This is a genomic window from Rhodoferax aquaticus (assembly GCF_006974105.1).
Taxonomy (GTDB): domain Bacteria; phylum Pseudomonadota; class Gammaproteobacteria; order Burkholderiales; family Burkholderiaceae_C; genus Allorhodoferax; species Allorhodoferax aquaticus_A.
The window spans coordinates 153,320-172,289 of sequence record NZ_CP036282.1 but is presented as its reverse complement, the minus strand read 5'-3'; the positions used below and the strand labels follow the sequence as shown (position 1 = coordinate 172,289).

Annotated in this window: 18 protein-coding genes; 8 read left to right on the top strand and 10 right to left on the bottom strand. The window is 58.7% G+C overall.

Annotation, left to right across the window (positions count from 1 at the left end):
* Positions 1-91: 91 nt before the first annotated feature.
* The 5 genes from EXZ61_RS00810 to EXZ61_RS00790 all read right to left on the bottom strand — a co-directional run bounded on the left by EXZ61_RS00810 (position 92) and on the right by EXZ61_RS00790 (position 4,946).
* Entirely contained in the window at positions 92-844 is a 753-nt protein-coding gene (locus EXZ61_RS00810; protein WP_142808283.1) for an amino acid ABC transporter substrate-binding protein, read from the bottom strand.
* 118 nt (positions 845-962) lie between these two features.
* Positions 963-2,021: an ABC transporter ATP-binding protein gene (locus EXZ61_RS00805; protein ID WP_142808282.1), complete on the bottom strand. Its 1,059-nt coding sequence runs from the start codon at positions 2,019-2,021 to the stop codon at positions 963-965.
* A 25-nt stretch (positions 2,022-2,046) separates the two neighbouring features.
* Complete coding sequence (locus EXZ61_RS00800; protein ID WP_142808281.1) at positions 2,047-2,835, bottom strand: ABC transporter permease; 789 nt, start codon at positions 2,833-2,835, stop codon at positions 2,047-2,049.
* A complete protein-coding gene (locus EXZ61_RS00795) occupies positions 2,832-3,731 on the bottom strand; it encodes an ABC transporter permease (protein ID WP_237219043.1) in 900 nt (299 codons plus the stop codon). Before EXZ61_RS00795 ends, EXZ61_RS00800 begins: the two co-directional genes overlap by 4 nt.
* 102 nt (positions 3,732-3,833) lie before the next feature.
* Positions 3,834-4,946, bottom strand: a complete 1,113-nt coding sequence (locus EXZ61_RS00790; protein ID WP_142808280.1) for an ABC transporter substrate-binding protein — start codon at positions 4,944-4,946, stop codon at positions 3,834-3,836.
* A gap of 263 nt (positions 4,947-5,209) precedes the next feature.
* On the opposite strand from EXZ61_RS00790, the gene EXZ61_RS00785 reads away from it, so the two are divergent.
* Complete coding sequence (locus EXZ61_RS00785; RefSeq protein ID WP_142808279.1) at positions 5,210-5,881, top strand: histidinol-phosphatase; 672 nt, start codon at positions 5,210-5,212, stop codon at positions 5,879-5,881.
* Between the two features lie 47 nt (positions 5,882-5,928).
* Here EXZ61_RS00785 and EXZ61_RS00780 read toward each other — a convergent pair whose 3' ends face one another.
* Both EXZ61_RS00780 and EXZ61_RS00775 read right to left on the bottom strand, forming a co-directional pair.
* On the bottom strand, positions 5,929-6,129 hold the full coding sequence (locus EXZ61_RS00780) for a hypothetical protein (RefSeq protein WP_142808278.1): 201 nt from the start codon (positions 6,127-6,129) through the stop codon (positions 5,929-5,931).
* A 123-nt stretch (positions 6,130-6,252) separates the two neighbouring features.
* Positions 6,253-6,906: a hypothetical protein gene (locus EXZ61_RS00775; protein ID WP_142808277.1), complete on the bottom strand. Its 654-nt coding sequence runs from the start codon at positions 6,904-6,906 to the stop codon at positions 6,253-6,255.
* A 179-nt stretch (positions 6,907-7,085) separates the two neighbouring features.
* Here EXZ61_RS00775 and yiaA point away from each other — a divergent pair, with 179 nt between their 5' ends.
* From yiaA to EXZ61_RS00760, 3 genes are all read left to right on the top strand, one after another.
* The gene (yiaA, locus tag EXZ61_RS00770) at positions 7,086-7,526 is read left to right on the top strand and encodes an inner membrane protein YiaA (protein ID WP_142808276.1); all 441 of its coding nucleotides are present in this window, start codon (positions 7,086-7,088) and stop codon (positions 7,524-7,526) included.
* Positions 7,527-7,633: 107 nt separating this feature from the next.
* Entirely contained in the window at positions 7,634-9,598 is a 1,965-nt protein-coding gene (locus EXZ61_RS00765) for an ATP-binding cassette domain-containing protein (protein ID WP_142808275.1), read from the top strand.
* 94 nt (positions 9,599-9,692) lie between these two features.
* Positions 9,693-10,472 carry an SGNH/GDSL hydrolase family protein gene (locus tag EXZ61_RS00760; RefSeq protein ID WP_142808274.1) on the top strand — a complete coding sequence of 260 codons (780 nt, stop codon included), beginning with the start codon at positions 9,693-9,695 and terminating at the stop codon, positions 10,470-10,472.
* 28 nt (positions 10,473-10,500) lie between these two features.
* Here the strand turns inward: EXZ61_RS00760 and EXZ61_RS00755 are convergent, their stop codons facing one another.
* Together EXZ61_RS00755 and EXZ61_RS00750 are read right to left on the bottom strand one after the other, a co-directional pair.
* The gene (locus tag EXZ61_RS00755; RefSeq protein WP_142808273.1) at positions 10,501-11,517 is read right to left on the bottom strand and encodes an AraC family transcriptional regulator ligand-binding domain-containing protein; all 1,017 of its coding nucleotides are present in this window, start codon (positions 11,515-11,517) and stop codon (positions 10,501-10,503) included.
* A gap of 6 nt (positions 11,518-11,523) precedes the next feature.
* On the bottom strand, positions 11,524-12,741 hold the full coding sequence (locus EXZ61_RS00750; protein WP_142808272.1) for a serine hydrolase domain-containing protein: 1,218 nt from the start codon (positions 12,739-12,741) through the stop codon (positions 11,524-11,526).
* Between the two features lie 243 nt (positions 12,742-12,984).
* On the opposite strand from EXZ61_RS00750, the gene EXZ61_RS00745 reads away from it, so the two are divergent.
* Positions 12,985-14,250 carry an NADH:flavin oxidoreductase/NADH oxidase family protein gene (locus EXZ61_RS00745; RefSeq protein ID WP_142808271.1) on the top strand — a complete coding sequence of 422 codons (1,266 nt, stop codon included), beginning with the start codon at positions 12,985-12,987 and terminating at the stop codon, positions 14,248-14,250.
* 69 nt (positions 14,251-14,319) lie between these two features.
* Positions 14,320-15,009 carry an NAD(P)H-binding protein gene (locus EXZ61_RS00740; protein WP_201799102.1) on the top strand — a complete coding sequence of 230 codons (690 nt, stop codon included), beginning with the start codon at positions 14,320-14,322 and terminating at the stop codon, positions 15,007-15,009.
* 25 nt (positions 15,010-15,034) lie between these two features.
* Here the strand turns inward: EXZ61_RS00740 and EXZ61_RS00735 are convergent, their stop codons facing one another.
* Positions 15,035-16,045, bottom strand: coding sequence for a hypothetical protein (locus EXZ61_RS00735; protein WP_142808270.1), 1,011 nt, complete (start codon positions 16,043-16,045; stop codon positions 15,035-15,037).
* A 213-nt stretch (positions 16,046-16,258) separates the two neighbouring features.
* On the opposite strand from EXZ61_RS00735, the gene EXZ61_RS00730 reads away from it, so the two are divergent.
* A complete protein-coding gene (locus EXZ61_RS00730; protein ID WP_237219042.1) occupies positions 16,259-17,608 on the top strand; it encodes an NAD(P)-dependent oxidoreductase in 1,350 nt (449 codons plus the stop codon).
* 38 nt (positions 17,609-17,646) lie between these two features.
* Positions 17,647-18,957 (top strand): NAD-dependent dihydropyrimidine dehydrogenase subunit PreA, encoded by a 1,311-nt coding sequence (gene preA, locus EXZ61_RS00725; RefSeq protein WP_142808269.1) that lies wholly within the window; start codon positions 17,647-17,649, stop codon positions 18,955-18,957.
* The last annotated feature ends 13 nt before the right edge of the window (positions 18,958-18,970 follow it).

The following is an 18,970-nucleotide window of genomic DNA, read 5'->3' as shown; positions in this document are numbered from 1 at the left end:
GCAAGCACGTTTCAAGGCAAAAAGTGCCGCTGGCGCTGGTGCTCATTGCGCAAACAGCTACTTAATCAATAGCAAGTTGCACCAAAATCAGCTACTGTGCCGCCATCCACTTGTCGTAAATGCGTTTGGCCGTGCCGTCGTCCACCATGGTTTTGAAAATGGCGTTCACTGGGGCCTCGTCGGCAATGTGGGGGGATTTCTTGGAATACGCCACGGTGAAGTGCGTGGTGTTCAAGTGGATGGTGTCGCCAAACTCTGATTCCAAGTGCAGCTTGCTGATGATGTTGTTGATCGTCGATAAGGAGCCCGCCACGGCTTGCGAGTCGCGGCGCATGGCGGTCTTTTTGATGCCCATGGTGTAGTCCACCACATAGTCTTTGCGCAACTCGGTATCGACGTCAAAGCGTGGGTCCACTTTGAGCCCGCGCGGCGCACTGGTGGTGATGGTGGCCAAGTCCGCATAGCTTTTGAGACTGACGCTCTTGTGTGCGCGCACCCCAAACTCCAAAGGCACAAAGGCCGTGCCCCGGTTGGCATAGGCCGCGCGAACGGGGCCCCAAGCCATCAGGGAAAAATCGTTCCAACCGTTCTCTAGGTTTTTTTCGACCCGCACATAGGGCGTGAGCACCCGCGTGGTGGTGTGGCCGCTGCGCCGCTCAAACTCATCCAAAAGCTCAGGCACGATGCCAACCAATAGCCGTGGGGACTGGCCATCTGGGTTTTTCATCGCCCAAGGATCAAACTGGATCAGGTCCACCTTGTACTCAGTCGCACCGCACCAAGCACTGGCAAGCCAAAGCCCCAAGCAGGCGGAGCATTTCAGAACGCGGTGTGTGAACCCCATGTGCGCTAGTCCCTAACTACTGCTGCGCGCCTTGCCGCACAGTGCGGAGGCGCAAGCAGTCCAAGAATACGCCCATGGCTTGGCCGCAGCAAGACCCAAGCCCTAGGTCTTGCGCGCCTTACTTCAGGATTAACAAATTCTCGTAGGCAAAGCTCAAGGAAACGGACACGCCGCGGGCAGGCAGCGTCTGGTTGGGGTCGTTGAACACGTCAAACGAAATGACGTCGCTGCCCACGCGGGTGCGAATGCGCACGATGGAGCCCAAGAAGCTCACGTCTTCCACAGTAGCTTGCACCATGTTTTTGCCGTCGGAGGGCGCATTCAATTGAATGGCTTCAGGGCGGATAGCCAACACGCAAGGCTGACCCGCAGTTAAGCCGTTGACGGGGTTGGTGGACACCAAAATTTGGTCCCCCACTTGAATGGTGCCGGCTTGCACGTCGACCACCGTACCGTGGAGTTGGTTCAAGGTGCCCACAAAGGACGCCACAAAACGGGTGCGGGGGAAGTTGTAGATCTCTGAAGGAGTGCCAATCTGTTCCACGCTGCCTTCGTTCAGCACCACGATGCGGTCAGAGATGGACAAGGCCTCTTCTTGGTCGTGGGTGACGAACACGGTGGTGATGTTGAGCTCGCGCTGCAGCACACGAATTTCTTCGCGCAATGACACGCGGATCTTGGCGTCCAACGCGGACAAAGGCTCGTCGAGCAACAGCACCTTGGGCTTGTTGGCAATGGCACGGGCCAGCGCCACGCGTTGCTGCTGACCGCCCGACATTTGCCAAGGATAGCGGGCTGCCAAAGTGTCTAACTTGATCAAAGCCAACATCTCTTTGACACGCGCATCAATTTGCGCCTGCGGCATATTGGCCACTTTCAGGCCAAAGCCAATGTTTTCGGCCACGGTCATGTTGGGGAATAGCGCGTAGGACTGGAACACCATGCCCACGTTACGCTGGTTGGTGCGCAAGTGGGTGACGTCTTTGCCGTCAAACACGATGCTGCCTTCTGAGGGTGCCTCAAAGCCTGCGAGCATGCGCAAGATCGTGGTCTTGCCGCAGCCTGATGGGCCAAGGAAAGTGATGAACTCGCCCTTCTCTACCGAGATAGAAAAGTCTTTGACGGCGGTTTGGCTGCCAAAGTGTTTTTTGAGATGGGATATTTCCAGAAAAGCCATTGCGTATTTCTCTTCTTATTGCTGTTTATTTGGTGGGCGCGGTGCGGGAGTTGCGGCCGAATACTTGGATAAGGCCCATAGAGGCCCAGGTAATCAAGAAAGCCATAACCGCCAGTGCCGATGGCTCGTACGCGCGGTTCGCGCCGACGAGTTGCAAATAGGGGCCAAAGGCGGGGCGGTTTAACAAGCTGGCCATGGTGAACTCACCGATTACCACCGCAAATGTCAAAAACGCGCCGGACAGAATCGCAGAGGTAATGTTCGGGAAAATGACCTTGAACAAAATCGTCGCGCGCCCAGCCCCCAACACTTCGGCGGCTTCTGTGAGGGTGCGCACATCAATCGTGCGCAAACCCGTATCAATGGAGCGGTACATATAGGGCAGCGACAAGGTCACATAGCTGCACATGAGCAAAAAGTCAGTGGCGCGCGCGCTACCGGTGAGCGGAATGATGGAGCTGCTGTTGTACATGCGCAGATAGCCAAACACGATCACGATGGCCGGTATCACCAGCGGCAGCAAAGTGACGAATTCCACCCACGGGCGCAGCTTGGGCATCTTCAAGTGCACCCAATAGGCCGTAGGCACACTGAGCAACACACCCACCACAATGGTGGCCACCGCCATCAGCATGGAGTAGCCAAAGGTCTGCTGAAACAGCGGGTCAGCAAAGACCACGCGGTAGGCGTCAAAACTGTATTCCCCTCTGCGCATGCGCAGGCTGAACTCAAAGGTCGCGATGAGTGGAATCAGAAAATAGCTGGCACCCACCAGCATGGCGATCCAAGCGCCTAAACGGGATTCTTTTTTCATGCGCTTCTCCGCTCTGCACGGCTACGCAGCAGCATGTAACCCGCGTTGGTCAGCCCAGTAATCACAATCATGCCCAGGGCCATGGCGTAACCTAAATTGGGGTTGTGCAACACGTCGCCGCGAATCTGCGCGAACAACAAAATTGGCACGATGTTGAGCGAACTGCCCGTCAAAGCATAGGCAGTTGCCACTGCACCAAAAGCATTGGCAAACAGCAAGAGCATGGCGCCCACAATACTAGGCCATAGCACCGGCAGTGCTACATAGCGCCAGTACTGCACGGCGGTGCCTCCTAGGCAGTCGCTCGCTTCGCGCCATTCTTTTTTCAAACCATCGAGCGCGGGCGTAATGATCAGGACCATCAATGGAATCTGAAAGTACAAATAGGTCAGCGTGAGCCCAAAGAAACTCAAAATCGTGAACCCGGTGGCGTACAGGTTGATGTCAAACAAGGACTTCAACAGCATGGTGACCAGGCCCAAGCGGCCCAAGGTGGCCAAGAATGCAAAGGCCAAGGGCACTCCTGCAAAATTAGAGGCCACGCCAGAAAAGGTCATCAAGGTCGGGCGCAACCACGCAGGCAACTTGCCCATAACCGCAGACCACGCCAATAGACAACCCAGTACCGCACCACCGAATGCCGACGTGGCGCTGATTTTGATACTCATCCAATAGGCGTCGAGCACATTGGCTTCAAACAAACCCCGTATGTTGTTGAGCGTGAAGTTGCCGTCGCCGTCTTGAAACGCGCCCACCATGAGGTACGCCGTGGGCAACAACAAAAACATCAGCGCAAACAAAAAGAAGGGCACCACACCCCAGAGGTTGGTACTCGCTGATTGCGCGCGTGGCCCTGTCGGTGAGGGCTTGGAAGGTTTTAGGGGTTCAGCAGACAAGTTCTGTGCTCGCAAGTCGGGAGTTAACACCAGTCAAAAATGCAAATCGGGCACGGCCACTGGTTGCAGCCGTGCCCGACTCATAGCGCTCAAAGGCGTGGATTACTTAACCGTAGCACCCACCACTTGGTCCCACTGTTTAGTGATGATTTCTTTGGCAGCGTTTTGCTGTTCCAAAGATGGGAAGATAGCCTTTGCGTAGGCATCAGCTGGTGGCAACTTGTCCAAAGAAGCCTTGGTGAACTTACCCTTAGGTGCCATTTCGTTGAAGCGGATAGGGTGGCAGTAGCCATTGAGCAAGCCTTGTTGGCCTTCGTCAGAGTACAGGTACTCCATCCACAGCTTGGCGGCATTGGGGCGTGGAGCGTAAGCACTGATCGCTTGCACATACACGCCAGCGACGACGCCAGTTTTAGGCACCACCACGTTCACCTTGGGATTGCCTTTGAGCTGGTCACGGCCAGACAAAGCGTTGTAGTCCCACGCAATGACGATGGGGGTTGTACCTTGGGCCAAGGATGCGGTTTTACCGATCACAGGGACAAAGTTGCCAGCCTTGTTCAGGTCAGCAAAGAATTTCAAACCAGCAGCAGCAGCCTTGGAGTGGTCACCACCGGTCATGCTCAAGCCCGCAGCGTAGACCGCTTGGATGGCTTGGTTGGACGCACGTGGGTCACCCGCCAAGGCCACAGCACCTTTGTACTCAGGCTTGAGCAAGTCAGCCCAGTCGGTAGGCGCTTTGCTGATGAGGTCCGCATTGATTTGGAAGCTCAAGACACCGTAGTAGTCACCGTACCAAAAACCTTCTGGGTCTTTTTCGTTGGCGGGGATAGATGCCCAAGTAGCAACCTTGTACGGTTGCAGCAAGCCAGCAGCTTTGCTGGAAGGACCGAAGGACAAGCCCACGTCAATGGTGTCTGGGGCTTGTGGGCCTTTGTTGTCTTTGTTGGCCTTGATGGCTTCAATTTCATCCGCAGAACCGGCGTCTGGGTTGAGTTCGGTGACGTTGATGCCGTACTTGGCTTTGAAGCCGTCAATGATCGCACCGTAGCCGCACCAACTGCGTGCCAAAGCGATGACGCTGAGGTTGCCTTCTGCTTTGGCAGCGGCAATCAACTGGGCGGATTGGGCCTGTGCGCTGGGGGCGCCACACACAGCCAAAGTTGCTAGCGCCAGCGCGCTTAACGAGGAAATTGAGAATGAACGAGTTGACATTACGGTTCCTTTGAAAAGACGCGGCAGTATGGTTTTGCCAAATGACAGTTGCGTGACATTCAGTTTACGGAATGCACCCCTTGTTTGTCCTAGGGTTAACCATCGCGCACCGATGCTCGTCGCATTGGAATCACAATGTGGCGAGTTTTTTACATTCAACCCAACTTTCGCATGCGCCAATGCACTTCCTAGGGTTTTGGCGCGGACAATCCCCCCTCGTTTTCCCCTAGTCCACATCCTCTATTTATTTTTTCGGAGACTGCATGAACGCGCGCAAGTTGGCTTTGTTTGACCTGGACCACACCTTGATCCCCATGGATTCTGACTACTCATGGGGCGAGTTCACCATGGGTTTGGGCTGGGTCGACCCCGCTGAATTCAAGCGCCAAAATGATGCGTTTTACGCGCACTACCAAAACGAGACGCTCGATATTGATGCATACGTGCGTTTCTCGACCGCTGCGTTTTGCGCGCAAGGCGCCGAAAAAGCCTTGGCGGCCCATGCTAAGTACATGGAGCAAGTCGTGCACACCTTCATCCACCCCCAGGCCCAAGCCCTGGTGCGCCAACACCAAGACGCAGGCGACGATGTAATCATCGTCACTGCGACCAACGAGTTTGTCACCCGCCCGATTGCCAAAGCCTTTGGCGTGGACGAGCTGATGGCGGTGGACCTGGAACGCGATAGCACCGGCTGGTTCACCGGGACCATTCGCGGCACCCCTTCGTTTAGAGAAGGCAAAGTGACTCGGGTGGAAGAATGGCTCACAGCACGTGGGCTGGACTGGAGCCAGGTGGAGACGACCTTTTACTCAGACTCGATCAACGACTTGCCGCTCTTGGAAAAAGTGAACCACCCAGTCGCCACCAATCCTGATGCACGCCTGCGACCTTTGGCCCAAGCGCGAGGCTGGCGCATTTTGGATCTCTTCTAAATAGAAAGCGCGAAACTCAAGGCGAGCGCGATGCGTCTAAAAACGATCTAGCGCTTGCGGTTGACAGGGGAGTCGTGCACGATGCCCCAAGCGTCTTTGGAGCTATTGGTGTTGGGGTCCGGCGCGTTCTTCATTTGGTGCTCACCGGCCCACCACAAGACCAGCCCCAAGCCGCCAATGATGACCACGGCACCCACTACCAACTTGAGTACGGTAAGCCACACATTGGGCTCGTCGTCTTGGTCCATCTCACGCTCCTTTCATCGCCACGCCCTTGATATCGGCTCAAGCTAGCTGGATGCTAAGTCTTTGGCCTAGGCGCGTGTTTTCCCTTTACAAGGCGTTACACGTCGCACAACATGCCGCGCGCACTAGCGTTCAAACACCTTGCGCACCAGTTTGTCCAAGCGCTCACGCAGCGCCAGTGCAGGCTCGTGGCAGGCGGGCAGCACCAGCACTTTGCCTTGCACCATGATGCGGTCATTCAGTGCCAAGGGCTTAGGCGCCGTGCCCTCTGCACACAACACGGGCGGGGTGCTAGGCAATGCCAGCTGTTGCGCCATCTCCGTGGCTTCGGCCAGCAGACGGCCCATGGCCTGGGTGTCGGCAATGGAATTACGCTCAATGTGCACCACCTCCAAACGCTCCGCGCCCGTGGGGCTGCGCATGATGCGGCAACGCCCGTAGTCGCGCGGCAGCGCCAACTTGAGGTGCAGCCGCGCGTTGCGCTCTAAGCCCTGGCCGTCCATCAGCGTGAAGCTGCGCTTGTCTTGGTCAAACACAAACACGGTGTAACGGCCGGCTTCGGGCAAGCGCTCATTCACCAGCACATAGCCATTGCGCATGCCTTGCAATTCGTCGCGGGTCCACAGGTCCGCGCCCGCCTTCTTGCTCGGGCAGCGCTCCCGCAGACCGTCCATGGTGCTGGCTTCGTACTGCTTGAGCGCCTGCGGGCTGTTGTTGAACTGCACTGGTGCTTGGGCATGCAACGCAGTGCTGACCCACAAGGCAAGACAAGTGGCCATAAGTGATCGGCCAAAGGAACGTGGCGAGTGCTTCATCTCAAAGTGCGCTGGGGTAAGTACGTGAATTTGCAGTCATCAAACTCGGCAATAATGAAACGTCAGTGCCCGCATGGGAGTTCGTTCAAGGCATAGGATACCTTGGTGAAAAGCGGGTGCTCTACCTTTGTCCATCGGCCTCTATGAAATCTTCTTTGTCACTGCCCAAAGCTTCAGGTGCTTACATCGGCGCCACCTACGCCTGCCTCGGTCTGGGCACCTTGGGTTTTCTGATGGGCTTGTGGAATGCAGAGATGCAGCTCAACGAAAAGGGCTACTACTTCACCCTGCTGGCCTTTGGTTTGTTTGCCGCCGTGTCTTTGCAAAAGTGTGTGCGGGACAAGTTAGAGGGCATCCCGGTCTCAGGCGCTTACTACGGCCTGTGCTACTTGGCCGTTGGCTTGGCGTTGCTCTTATTGGCCACTGGTTTGTGGAATGCGACTTTGCTTTTGTCTGAAAAAGGTTACTACGCCATGTCCTTCGTGCTGGCCTTGTACAGCGCAGTGACCGTGCAAAAGAACGTGCGTGACAACAAGCAGCTAGACGGCAGCTCTGGCAGCGACACCCGCCCCGCCAGCCTCTAAACACGGAACCCCAAGCTTGGGCCCAAGCGCCCAAGGCTTGCTGCCGCACGGGCCCATTTGCAGGCGCCACATCCCTGACACAGGCGCTCTGGGATAATCGCGGCCACATGGCACTAATCACCTTACTTGACGCCCAGCTGGCGTTTGGGCACGTCCCCCTGCTCGACCACGCTGATTTTTCTTTAGAAACCACGGAGCGCGTGGGCCTGATCGGCCGCAATGGCGCCGGCAAATCCTCCATGCTCAAAATCTTGGGCGGCATGGAGAAACCGGATGACGGCACCCTGCAAGTGCAAAGCGGCACCCGCATTGCCTACGTGGCCCAAGAGCCCGTGCTGGACGCAGACGCTACTATTTTTGAAGCAACCCGCGCAGGTCTGGCGCGCGTGATTGGCCTAATTGAAGAGTATTGCTTGGGACATGGCGACCTGGACGCCATGCAAAGCGAGATTGAAGCACTGGACGGCTGGAACTGGGAGCAGCGCGTCAACGAAACCTTGCAACGCCTGCACCTGAACCCTGAGGCGATTGTCAGCACCCTGTCTGGCGGTACCAAAAAGCGCGTGGCCTTGGCGCAAGCACTGGTCGCGCAGCCTGATGTGCTGCTGCTGGACGAGCCCACCAACCATTTGGACTTGGACTCGATTGAGTGGCTAGAAGGCCTGCTGGTGGACTTCAAAGGCTCCATCATCACCATCACCCATGACCGCTCGTTCTTGGACAACGTGGCCACCCGCATCGTGGAGTTGGACCGGGGCAAGCTGCTGAGCTACCCCGGCAACTTTGCCGCTTACCTCTTACAAAAAGAAGAGCAGCTGGCGCAAGAAGCCATCATCAATGCCAAGGCCGACAAGCTTTTGGCGCAAGAAGAGGTGTGGATTCGCAAGGGCGTGGAAGCCCGCCGCACGCGTGCCACCGCCCGCATCGTGCGCCTGGATGAGCTGCGCGCCAAGCGCGAGTCCCGCCGTGAAGTGGTGGGCAGCGTCAACATGGACGTGAGCAGCGGCGACAAGAGCGGCAAGCTCGTGTCGGAAATGACCCATGTGACCAAGACGTTTGGCGACCGTATGATCGTGCGCGACTTCTCGGCCACCATTTTGCGCGGCGACAAAATTGGCTTGCTCGGGCCCAATGGCGCTGGCAAAACCACGCTGCTCAAGCTCATCTTGGGTGAGCACAAGCCAGACCCAGCGCCGGCCAACGCACCCGCCCCCGAGCCCGGTCACAGCCCTTGGGGCACCGTGCGTTTGGGTGCCAACGTCACAGTGGCCTACTTTGACCAGATGCGCAATGCGCTGGACTTGGACGCCACGCTGGAAGACTTCATCAGCCCCGGCTCTGAGTGGATTGAGATCGGCAACCAGCGCAAGCACGTCAAGAGCTACTTGGCCGACTTTTTGTTCTCACCTGCGCGCGCCAACTCACCCGTGCGTTCGCTCTCCGGCGGTGAGCGCAACCGCTTGCTACTGGCCCGTTTGTTTGCCCGCCCGGCCAACGTGCTGGTGCTCGATGAGCCCACCAACGACTTGGACATCGACACCCTAGAACTGCTAGAAGACCTGCTGCAAAACTACGATGGCACCGTGTTCTTGGTAAGCCATGACCGTACCTTCTTGGACAACGTGGTCACCAGCACCATTGCGTTTGAAGGCGACGCCAAGTGGCGCGAGTACGAAGGCGGCGTGAGCGACTGGCTGATCCAGACCAGGCGCGCCAACGAGATCAACGCCGCGCAAGGCAAAACCACGGCCAAGCCCTTTAACTACGAGCGCGAGCAGCTACAAAAGCAAGAGCAAGCTGTGGCCGCAGTAAGCGCCACCAGCCCTGCCGCACCAGCGCCCACCAAGACCAAAAAGCTCAGTTTCAAAGAGCAGCGCGAGTTGGACGGCCTGCCCGAACGCGTAGCCGCCCTGGAAGCCGAGCAAAAGGACATCAACGACGCGCTGGCCGACGGCACGCTGTACAGCAGCGACAACGCCCGCGCCTTGCAATTGGCCGTGCGCAGCACGCAAATTGACGATGAACTGATGGCAGCCTTGGAGCGCTGGGAAGAGCTGGGCAAGCCTGCCTAAGTGCGCCCCGGCATGTACCAAAGGCAAATGATGGCTGTAGCGCCCATGGATACTGCGCATCCAGCTATTATTTGCATAGCACATCTCACAAACCATGCCTGAGTCCTCAGGCCATGCCACCGCGTCTACGCGGCCACAAGCCTTGCCTTCGTGGCTGCGGCTCGCACTCTTGGGCAGCTTGGCGCCGGTGCTGTGGCTGCAAGGCCGCTATGTGCGCCGGGTTACGCCTCGGCTTCCAGAACCGCCCGGCCCACGCACGGGTACGGTGGGCGCAGGACCTGCGCTACGCGTGCTCATTGCTGGAGACTCCGCAGCCGCTGGCGTAGGCGCTGCCGACCAGGCCCAAGCCTTAAGCGGTCAGCTGCTGCACCACTTGGCCGCGCACTACACCGTGCACTGGGACTTGTGGGCCACCACGGGCCACGACTCCCCCGCCTTGCAAGCCCGCCTAGACCAGGCCAGCCCCCAAGCGTTTGATGTGGTGGTGCTGTCCATGGGCGTGAACGATGTCACCGCCTTGCGCGCGCCCACCGCGTGGGTGCAGCACCAAGAGCGCATTGCCAGCACCATCCAAACCAAGTTCGGCCCGCGCCTCTTGGTGCACTGCGCCGTGCCGCCTATGCACGCCTTCAGCGCCCTGCCCCAGCCGCTGCGCTGGTTCATGGGGCAGTGGGCGCACGCCATGAACGCAGGCTTGCACCGCGCAGTGGCTGCGTCACCGTGGCGCCGCCTGCATGCGTTGCCCAGCCAAAACGCACAGCAAGGTTTGGCCAGCGACGGCTTTCACCCCGGGCCCGCAGGCTATGCAGCGTGGGGCCAAGCGCTGGCGAGCCATGTGCTGGCGGAGCTTCAGCGCGGGGCCAGTGGCCCGTAGCTGGCACAGCACCTTGCTACACCCGAATTCAATTTGACATGCCAGGTTGGGTACGTAAGGCTCGGTAGCGCACCAGGTCCATGCCCGCGCGGCGCTTTACCAAGGTGCGCAAGGTCGAGGGGTTCGCCATGCCAAGCTGGGCAGCGATAGAGGCGGTGCTATGCGTAGGAACAGCCAATAGGGCTTGCGCACGTGCCCATTGAACCTCCTCAAGCAGCACACCAAAACTGCGGCCTTCGCGTTCCAAGCGGCGTCGCAGGGTGCGCTCGCACATATGCATGTGCTGGGCCACCGCGCGCATAGAGGGCAAGGCATCGGCACACGAGGCCAGCAGTTGGGCTACGCGCTGTGCCGTGCCACCCAAGGCATGCTCAAGCCGTGCATTGAGTTGGCTGCCGCAAGCGCGCAGCGCTGCTTCAAAGGTGGCGGCGTTGGCAGTGGGCAGGGGCCAATGGAGAAAATCGCCATCCCAATGAAACCGCACGCTGGCCCCCTGAAACTCGACAGGCACCTGAAAGTAGGCCTTCATCGCTGCTTGGGGGGCTTGCAGCGGCAAGACCATACGGCGCAGGCAGCGCCGTGGGCCCACCAGATCGGCCACCAAACGCAAGGTGGCCGCGGCCATGACGTTGGCATGGAAACGGTGCACCGCCTCCTGCTGGAGCACGTCAGCCCTGAATCGCACCTCCACCACGACTTCCCCCGCACAAGCGGACAAGTCAAAGCTGGCGATGTGGCTGTTGAACTCCAGTAAATGGGCAGAAATCACCTGCGTCGCCTGGCCAATGTCCTGGGCACAGAGCATGGCCAAGCTCACTGGGCCATAGTCCGTAATCCGATAGCACTGCCCCAAAAGCAGCCCATGCGCAGGATCAGTGACGTTGCGCGCCAACCATGCAAACAGCTGTTCGCTGTTCAGCCCGGCGGGTGGGCGCAACATGGGTGCATGGGCTGCGAGGTATTGCTGGAGCGGACGCAAGCCAAAGTCCCATGCAATGCCCTCAGGTCGATGTGAGGGGATCACCCCAGCCATTCGTCTCGTCATGCCAGTTCAGGGCTTGAGTGCTTTGGCAATCGCACGGAATGCTTCGATGCTTTGGTACTCCATGCGGCTGCCATCCGTGTTGTAGTCCACGTAGGCCGTGTTTTTGGCGATCACGACACGGCGCTTAGGGTTCACATAAATAAACTGACCGTACACGCCAATCGCCATGAATTCACCTTCTTCGCTTTTCGGAATCCACCACTGGTAGGCGTAGCCCAACTTCGGGCTGCCCTCTTCTACCAAGCGTCCCGGCTGAAGGTAGGGCGTGCGGGGCTTCACTGACTCGCGCACCCAAGCTTCTGGAAGCACTTGCACGCCCCGCAGATTGCGGCCACCGTCCAGGTACAACTGCCCGAAGCGGGCGTAGTCGCGCAGGCGGGCATTGAGTCCTGCAAAGGCCAAGACAGCTCCATGCGCATCCGTGAGCCAGCGCGCATCGCCCTCAGCACCTATTTGGCTCCAGAGCTTGTCTTGCATGTAGTGCGCCAGGCCTTTACCGGTGGCCGCTTCCAACACCATGCCCAGCACCTGGGTGTCAATGCTGATGTAGTGGTGTTCGGTGCCGGGTGCCTTGGCACGCTTGCGCTGCGCAACCCAGTCGTTGGTCGTCTGCCCTAGGAAGATACGCTGACCCAATTGGTTGATACCCGCGTCCGGATTGGCGTAGTCTTCATCAAAGTCGATGCCTGACGACATTTCGAGCACATCCTGAATCGACACACCCTCGTAGCCCCCGCCTTTGAGCGCAGGCACATACTGACTGACCGGGTCGCGCAGGCTCTTGATGGAGCCGTCAGCAAGGGCGAAACCGACGAGCGAGGATACAAAGGACTTGCCCAATGACCACGAGATAGCTTCGGTCTGCGCTGTATTGTCTTGGTAGTACTGCTCAAACGCCACTTTGCCATCGGCCACCACCATCAGGCCTGTGGTGCCGGTGCTGGTAATCCAGTCCTGCAACGCATATTCCTTCCCCACAAACTTGAAGCTAGTTGGCAAAACCTGGGGCGCGACAGGCCAGGGCATCACCTCGCCAGAGTTGTGCATGGCAACGGAATTGAAGAAGCTTGGCATGGAGCGGAAGTTTTCCACGATGCGGTCACCCCGGAACAGCGTCTCAAACTGCCAATAACGCCAGCCCAGGTGACCGGCCTGCCAAGCAGCAAAAAGCAAAACCACAGCCAACAGGCTTTGGGCAATACGTGAACGAGGGATCCAGCGCATGAGTTCTCCTGAGTCAATAAGGGATCAACTGGCTCCGCGACCAACTGGCACGGGCCTCATTGTCATTGAATCAAACTAGCCCGTGGGCTGCATGCTGTACCGCGGACAATATCGGTCAAAAAGCGGACACCTTGTCACTAGAGAGGCCCGCTTAAAGTGGGCAGTTTTGTCACCTGGGGCGCAGTCAAGCGCTGGCTTTGTGACTACCATGCCCCTTCTCCTGGCCACCTTGGACACCCGCTCATGACACCCCACTCGGTACTCGCACAGCCCTTGAAGCTGCGCAACGGCATCACCCTCAAGAACCGCTTGCTCAAGTCGGCCATGTCCGAGGCATTAGGCACACGCGATGGAGCCGCCACGCCCGAACTCACCCGCCTGTATCAGGCCTGGGCGCAAGGTGGCATTGGCCTGTGCATCACGGGCAATGTGATGGTGGACCTGCGCGCCCGCGGCGAGCCCGGCAATGTGGTGATTGAAGACGAGCGCCACCTAGGCGCGCTGCAAGCATGGGCCCAAGCGGCTACAGAGCAAGGCACACAGTGCTGGGTGCAACTCAACCACCCTGGCAAGCAAGCCCCGCGCGGCCTAAACCGTGAAACCGTGGCGCCATCGGCTGTGCCGTTTAGGCCCGATATGCAAGCCTTTTTTTCGACGCCCCGTACGCTGGAAGACGCCGAAGTGCACGCCTTGGTGCAGCGCTTCGCCACCGCAGCAGGCATCGTTAAAAAGGCAGGTTTTTCCGGCGTTCAAATCCACGGCGCGCATGGCTACTTGGTCAGCCAGTTTTTATCGCCGCTTCACAACACCCGTGACGACGACTGGGGAGGCACCCCAGAAAAGCGCAGGCACTTTGTGCTGCAGGTCTACCAAGCCATGCGGGCGGTCGTTGGGCCCAAGTTCCCCATTGGTATCAAGCTCAATTCGGCCGACTTCCAGCGCGGTGGGTTTACGGAAGAAGAGTCGCTGGACACGGTGCGCGCCTTGGCCAATGCGGGCATTGACCTCATCGAGATTTCTGGCGGCACCTACGAAGCCCCCGTGATGACAGGCGTGGGCAGCAAAGCCGCGCCCACCAAAGAAAGCACGCGCCAGCGCGAGGCCTACTTTTTGGAGTTTGCCGAGAAGGCACGCAAGGCAGTCACCACGCCCTTGGTGGTGACCGGTGGTTTTCGCACGGCCCAGGGCATGGCGCAAGCCATCGAATCCGGTGCGGTAGACATGGTGGGCATTGCCCGCATCATGGCCATTGAGCCTGATGTGCCGCTGCGTTTGTTGGCAGGTAAACCCGCGCTGCAGACGGTCAAACCCATCACGACGGGCATCAAGGCGATTGACCGCTTGGGGCTCTTGGAAATCAGTTGGTACACCGGGCAGCTCAAACGCATTGGGCGCGGTGAGCGCACCAAACCCAAAGAATCAGGTCTCTGGGTGTTTGCCAAACAAGCATTCCATATGGCACTGGCAGGTAAGAAAAAGCGCAAACCTACCAAGCTGCGCGCCAACTAGCGTGCCCACCTTCGTTTTTGCCCGTACAGCCTTGTGCACAATGGCGCACCCTGACTGGAGACCTCAACCATGCCTAAACCCTCTGCGATGAATACCAAGCTGTCCGTTGTCATGCTGGGTGCCAGCGGCGCTGTGGGGGGGCAAGCCCTCAAGGCCCTGATCGCCCTGTCTGAGGTTGATCAAGTGACGCTGCTCAATCGCAAGAACGTTGCCGGTGTCAGCGATGCGCGCGTGCATCAACACACCGTGGATGTGCTGGAGCCCACGAGTTACGCCCATTTGCTCAAGGGCCATACCACGGCTATTTGCACCTTGGGGGTGGGCCAGCCTAGCGTGATCAGCAAGGCAGAATTCGTGCGCATTGACAAAGACGCCGTGTTGGCGTTTGCCACCGCTTGCAAGCAAGCCGGTGTGCGGCATTTTGAACTGTTGGGATCAGTAGGTGCTAACGCCAAGTCAGCGTCGCTGTACTTGCGCACCAAGGGCGAGCTAGAGCAAGGTTTGCTGGCCTTGGGCTTTCACCGCTTAAGTCTGTTCCAGCCTTCGATGATTTTGACGCCCACCAACCGCTATGGTGTGCAACAGGCCATCACGCTCGCGGTGTGGCCCCACCTGCAGCCGGTGCTGGCAGGGCCTTTGCGCAAGTACCGAGGCATCCCCGTAGAGACCTTGGGCGCCGCCTTTGCGCGCAATCTGCTGCAAGAGCGCTATGGCAACGAGGTTTTACACTGGGACGACTTCACCGCGCTTACGCGCTGATGTGAAGCCGCCCTAGTGGAGCACCTTACTGGCGAACGATCACCGGTGTTACGGTAAACACTTGCTCCGTAGTGGTATCTACGGTCACCTTGACCCAGTGCAGCGAAGGGCTGCCAAAGGTTTGCAAGCGGGTCAGGTTAGGCAAGAGCTTGGTGGGGCTGTACAAGGGCTTGTCCATCTTGAAGAAGTGCGTGTCACCATGCACCAAAAGCACTTGGCCGTTGAACTTTTCGGTTTCTTTGGTCACGGCGGCAATGAAGTTGCGGTAGCCGCTTTGGCCTGGCGCTTCGCTTTCGTCAATGCTCTCTGTCTCAGGCAAGTCAAATCCTGGGTCCGCTTGAATCACCAACACAAGCCCTTTGGCACCTTGCTCCTTGGCCGCTTTGAAGGACTGTGCCAACCATTCGATATTGGCTGCGTCGCGCTCTAGGTACTCTGCGTTAGAGGCATCGCACTGGGCGGAATCACGCGCGCTTTTGTCTTTGCACTCTTTCTCGCTCATGATCACATTGTTGTTGCTGCCTGGGACATTGAGGCCCACAAACACTACGCCACCACGCGCAAAGCGCACGTTCTCTACATACTTTTCACCCAACTTGCCCTGGTGCTCCATGGGCATTTGCGTCTGGCCCAAGCTGTTGAGGGTGGGGAACATCACTTTGCGCAGGTGTGTCAAACGCTCTAGGGCGTTGTAGCCACCGTTGTTGGTGCGGTGGCAGTCGGTCCACTCGTTGTCACCCGGGATGTAAACCACAGGCTTGCTCATGCTGCCAAACATCTTCAACGCGTCGGTGTAAATGTCGTCGGTGCATTTAGAGCTGCCGTCTTTGATGTCACCGTCGTACAGCGAGAACGCGATGTCTGACTTGTTGATGCTTTGCAAAACTGCGGGCAGCTTGGCATCGTCACCCGCCTTTTTGTAAGGCATGTCACCCCACAGACCGAAAGAGTACGACTGGGCTGATTGTGTGCCAGTCGTGGCACAAGAGATCAGGCTGAGTGCGGCAATCACGACCGCTGCGCTTTTGAGAAACATGGGAAGACCTTAGAAGTTGTGGGGCGAAGCCTTGGCACTCTATTCCGCTGGTATGACGGTACCGTGACAACGCTATGACAAGGAAAACCCTGAGCGGACAAACCCTAGTTACGGCATGGCACACGGATTGCTAGTATGCAATTCATAACTTGACTAAACGGTCAGTTTTTTGGAAATGTGCCGAATCCACCCACCTTCACAGGAGTTGCCAGCGTGTCCACCACCACCCAACCTGATGTCCGCCCCGGCCGCCTAAGCGCTGCGGAATATGCCCACGCCTTTGCCGACGCAAGCCCCCGCATGACCCAAGCCCAGGCGGTGCTGGAAGCGGAGCGCTGCCTCTACTGCTACGACGCCCCTTGCGCCACGGCCTGCCCGACCAGCATTGACGTGCCCTCCTTCATTCGCCGTATTGGCGAGGGCAATCTGCGCGGCGCTGCCACCACCATCTTGGACTCCAACCCCTTGGGCGGCATGTGCGCCCGGGTGTGCCCCACGGAGAACCTGTGCGAAGCCGTTTGCGTGCGCAACACCCAAGAAGGTGCGCCCGTACTCATTGGCCGCCTGCAACGCCACGCCGTAGACGCGCTCATGGAAAGTGACCGCCCCCAAGTATTTACGCGGGCACCCGCCACTGGCAAAAAGATCGCCGTGGTCGGCGCCGGCCCTGCAGGCTTGGCCTGCGCCTACACCCTGGCGCGCCTGGGTCACAACGTGGTGGTGTTTGATGCCCGCCCCAAAGCCGGTGGTTTGAATGAATACGGCTTGGCCAGCTACAAAACCCCTAACGACTTCGCGCAAAAAGAAGTGCAATGGCTCTTGGACATTGGCGGCATTGAGATTCGCCACAACTGGAAGCTAGAGACTACTTCGCAAATCGATGCACTGCGCCAGAACTATGACGCACTGTTCCTGGGAATGGGCCTGTCTACCACGCACCAGCTTGGCGTGGCCGGTGAAAGCCTGCAAGGCGTGCAAGACGCGGTGGACTTCATTGCCACCCTACGCCAAACCCAAGACCTCTCCACCTTGCCGGTGGGCCGCCGCGTGGTGGTCATCGGCGGTGGCATGACCGCAGTAGACGCCGCAGTACAAAGCAAACTCTTGGGCGCGCAGGAAGTGCACATGGTCTACCGCCGTGGCAAAGACAATATGTCCGCCTCTACCGCCGAGCAAGAATGGGCGCAAACCCATGGCGTCACCATTCACCACTGGCTGGCCCCCGTCGAAGTGCTGGGCGCAAACGGCCACGTCAACGCGGTTAAATTTGCACGCCAAACCTTGGTCAACGGCAAACCAACGCCCACAGGCGAAACCGAAACCTTTGAAGCCGACACCGTGCTCAAAGCCATTGGCCAACAACTGGGCAACCCCGTGCTGGAGCAAGCCGGCCTGACCTTGAGCGGTGGGCGCATTGCCACCGACGCACAGGGCACCACCAACCTGCCAGGCGTGTGGGCCGGTGGCGACTGCCGCGCAGGCGGCCTAGACCTCACGGTCGAGGCCGTAGAGCACGGCAAGCAGTCTGCCAAAGCCATCCACGCCCAATTGCTGCGCGCCTAAGGCACACCCCCACCCCATTCACAGATTCGGAGATCACCATGGCCAATCTACACACCAATTTCATCGGCATCCAAAGCCCCAACCCCTTCTGGCTGGCGTCTGCGCCCCCTACCGACAAGGCGTACAACGTCAACCGCGCATTTGAAGCGGGCTGGGGCGGCGTGGTCTGGAAGACTTTGGGCGAAGCCGGCCCACCGGTTGTCAACGTCAACGGCCCCCGCTACGGCGCGCTGATGACCAACGACCGCCGCATGATGGGCTTCAACAACATTGAGCTCATCACCGACCGCGACTTGGAGCTCAACCTCAAAGAGATCCGCGAGGTCAAGCGCAACTGGCAAGACCGCGCCATGATCGTGTCGCTCATGGTGCCGTGCGAAGAGCAGTCGTGGAAGAACATCTTGGCCCGCTTGGTGGACACCGGTGCCGACGGCATTGAACTCAACTTTGGCTGCCCCCACGGCATGAGCGAGCGCGGCATGGGTGCTGCAGTGGGCCAAGTGCCTGAGTACATCGAGATGGTCACTGCATGGTGCAAGCAGTACAGCAAGCTGCCCGTGATTGTGAAGCTCACGCCCAACATCACCGACATCCGCAAGCCCGCGCAAGCCGCCAAGCGCGGTGGGGCCGACGCCGTGTCGCTCATCAACACCATCAATTCCATCATGGGCGTGGACCCCTACACCCTGACCATGTCGCCAAGCACTGGTGGCAAGGGCAGCCATGGCGGTTATTGCGGCCCGGCCGTCAAGCCCATTGCACTGAACATGGTGGCCGAGATCGCCCGCGACCCCGCTACCGCAGGCCTGCCCATCAGCGGTATTGGCGGCATTGGCAACTGGCGCGATGCTTTGGACTTTATTGCACTGGGCTCTGGCACGGTGCAGGTGTGCACCGCCGCCATGGTGTATGGCTTCAAGATCGTGCAAGAGATGAGCGATGGCCTGTCCAACTACATGGACGAAATGGGCTTCAAGAGCGTGTCTGAAATCGTGGGCAAAGCGGTGCCAACCGTGTCCGACTGGCGCTACCTCAATCTCAACCACATCAGCAAAGCGGTCATCAACCAAGACAGCTGCATCCAGTGCGGACGCTGCCACATCGCGTGCGAAGACACCAGCCACCAAGCCATCACCAATATGAAAGATGGCAAGCGCTTCTTCGAAGTCAAAGAAGACGAATGCGTGGGCTGCAACCTGTGCGTGACCGTGTGCCCTGTGCCAGAGTGCATCTCACTGCGCGACCTAGTACCGGGTGAAACCGACCAGCGCACGGGCAAAACCGTGAGCGCTGTGCATGCCGACTGGACCACCCACCCCAACAACCCTATGAGCGCCAAGGCGGCCTAAACGGCTCGCCAAC

Coding starts and splice junctions, on each gene's coding strand:
- EXZ61_RS00810 (WP_142808283.1), bottom strand. CDS start 844: ATGGGGTTCACACACCGCGTTCTGAAATGCTCCGCCTGCTTGGGGCTT.
- EXZ61_RS00805 (WP_142808282.1), bottom strand. CDS start 2,021: ATGGCTTTTCTGGAAATATCCCATCTCAAAAAACACTTTGGCAGCCAA.
- EXZ61_RS00800 (WP_142808281.1), bottom strand. CDS start 2,835: ATGAAAAAAGAATCCCGTTTAGGCGCTTGGATCGCCATGCTGGTGGGT.
- EXZ61_RS00790 (WP_142808280.1), bottom strand. CDS start 4,946: ATGTCAACTCGTTCATTCTCAATTTCCTCGTTAAGCGCGCTGGCGCTA.
- EXZ61_RS00785 (WP_142808279.1), top strand. CDS start 5,210: ATGAACGCGCGCAAGTTGGCTTTGTTTGACCTGGACCACACCTTGATC.
- EXZ61_RS00780 (WP_142808278.1), bottom strand. CDS start 6,129: ATGGACCAAGACGACGAGCCCAATGTGTGGCTTACCGTACTCAAGTTG.
- EXZ61_RS00775 (WP_142808277.1), bottom strand. CDS start 6,906: ATGGCCACTTGTCTTGCCTTGTGGGTCAGCACTGCGTTGCATGCCCAA.
- yiaA (WP_142808276.1), top strand. CDS start 7,086: ATGAAATCTTCTTTGTCACTGCCCAAAGCTTCAGGTGCTTACATCGGC.
- EXZ61_RS00765 (WP_142808275.1), top strand. CDS start 7,634: ATGGCACTAATCACCTTACTTGACGCCCAGCTGGCGTTTGGGCACGTC.
- EXZ61_RS00760 (WP_142808274.1), top strand. CDS start 9,693: ATGCCTGAGTCCTCAGGCCATGCCACCGCGTCTACGCGGCCACAAGCC.
- EXZ61_RS00755 (WP_142808273.1), bottom strand. CDS start 11,517: ATGACGAGACGAATGGCTGGGGTGATCCCCTCACATCGACCTGAGGGC.
- EXZ61_RS00750 (WP_142808272.1), bottom strand. CDS start 12,741: ATGCGCTGGATCCCTCGTTCACGTATTGCCCAAAGCCTGTTGGCTGTG.
- EXZ61_RS00745 (WP_142808271.1), top strand. CDS start 12,985: ATGACACCCCACTCGGTACTCGCACAGCCCTTGAAGCTGCGCAACGGC.
- EXZ61_RS00740 (WP_201799102.1), top strand. CDS start 14,320: ATGCCTAAACCCTCTGCGATGAATACCAAGCTGTCCGTTGTCATGCTG.
- EXZ61_RS00735 (WP_142808270.1), bottom strand. CDS start 16,045: ATGTTTCTCAAAAGCGCAGCGGTCGTGATTGCCGCACTCAGCCTGATC.
- preA (WP_142808269.1), top strand. CDS start 17,647: ATGGCCAATCTACACACCAATTTCATCGGCATCCAAAGCCCCAACCCC.